Source organism: Acetobacter tropicalis, from assembly GCF_001580915.1.
Lineage (GTDB): Bacteria > Pseudomonadota > Alphaproteobacteria > Acetobacterales > Acetobacteraceae > Acetobacter > Acetobacter tropicalis.
Genome location: NZ_LHZQ01000040.1, coordinates 1 through 946, shown reverse-complemented (window position 1 = coordinate 946; position 946 = coordinate 1). Strand labels below are relative to the sequence as shown.

At 58.9% G+C, this 946-nt stretch carries 1 protein-coding gene; it reads right to left on the bottom strand.

Features of this window, described 5'->3' with window-relative positions; translation table 11 throughout:
- Positions 1-124: 124 nt before the first annotated feature.
- On the bottom strand, positions 125-829 hold the full coding sequence (locus AD944_RS00215) for an IS6 family transposase (protein ID WP_045543143.1): 705 nt from the start codon (positions 827-829) through the stop codon (positions 125-127).
- Positions 830-946 lie beyond the last annotated feature (117 nt).

Sequence of the window (946 nt, the reverse complement as noted above, 5' to 3'; positions counted from 1 at the left end):
GGTAAGCGCGGTAGCGTTGTTCCACTGGATGAAAGCCGTGATCCGATGAATGTGCCGGGAGAGGGCATTGTCGATCCTGTCACATTAACTTTGGTTTGTTGAGCTTCTCTCGGTGTTGACGCATTCAGGCGGTAAGCGCGGTAGCGTTGTTCCACTGGACGAAAGCCCTGATCCGATGAATGTGCCGGGAGAGGGCATTGTCGATGGAGTGGGGCGGGACGAAGAGGTTGCGGACGGCGGAGAAAACGAAGACGAAGCGCTGGCATCCCCCAGGTGAGCGGAATTTCTGCATGACCCGTTCGCGTTTTCGCAGTGGCAGATGGCTGTTCTCCGCCCTGTTGTTCAGGCCCTTGTGGGATAGATGCCGGACCGTGAGCCTCAGTTTACGTCTGGCCGCCCCGTAAGAGCCCAGCTTGTCGGTGACCAAGCGCGCGGGCCGGCTACCCTGCTTTTTCAGCAGCCGCGTCAGCAATCGCCTTGCGGCTTTGGTGTTCCTTCGGGTCTGCAGGATTTCGTCGAGAACGTAACCGTCCTGATCGACGGCGCGCCACAGCCAGTGTGGCCGGCCATGGATCACGACCCGGACCTCGTCGAGATGCCAGATATCCCCGGGTCTGGCGGCCTTGCGGCGCAGCGAGCGGGCAAAGGTCACTCCAAATTTTAGGCTCCACCGGCGGATCGTCTCATACGACACGACAATTCCGCGTTCGAGCAGCATCTCCTCAATCAGACGAAAGCTCAGGGGAAACCGGAAATACAGCCATACCGCATGCGCGATCAGCTCACTCGGAAAACGATGTCGTTTGTAGCTCATAGATCCAGCGCTCATCAGCGGAGACTATCACAGGTCAGAGTTAATGTGACAGCACCGAGCACTGCCTGTCTGCTGAATTGGTGAAGCCGACAGGCAGATTTGGGGGGGGGGAGAACGAACCCGCTGCGCGGG

Excerpts from the sequence above, each read along its gene's own strand:
- AD944_RS00215 (WP_045543143.1), bottom strand. The coding sequence starts at position 829 with ATGAGCGCTGGATCTATGAGCTACAAACGACATCGTTTTCCGAGTGAG.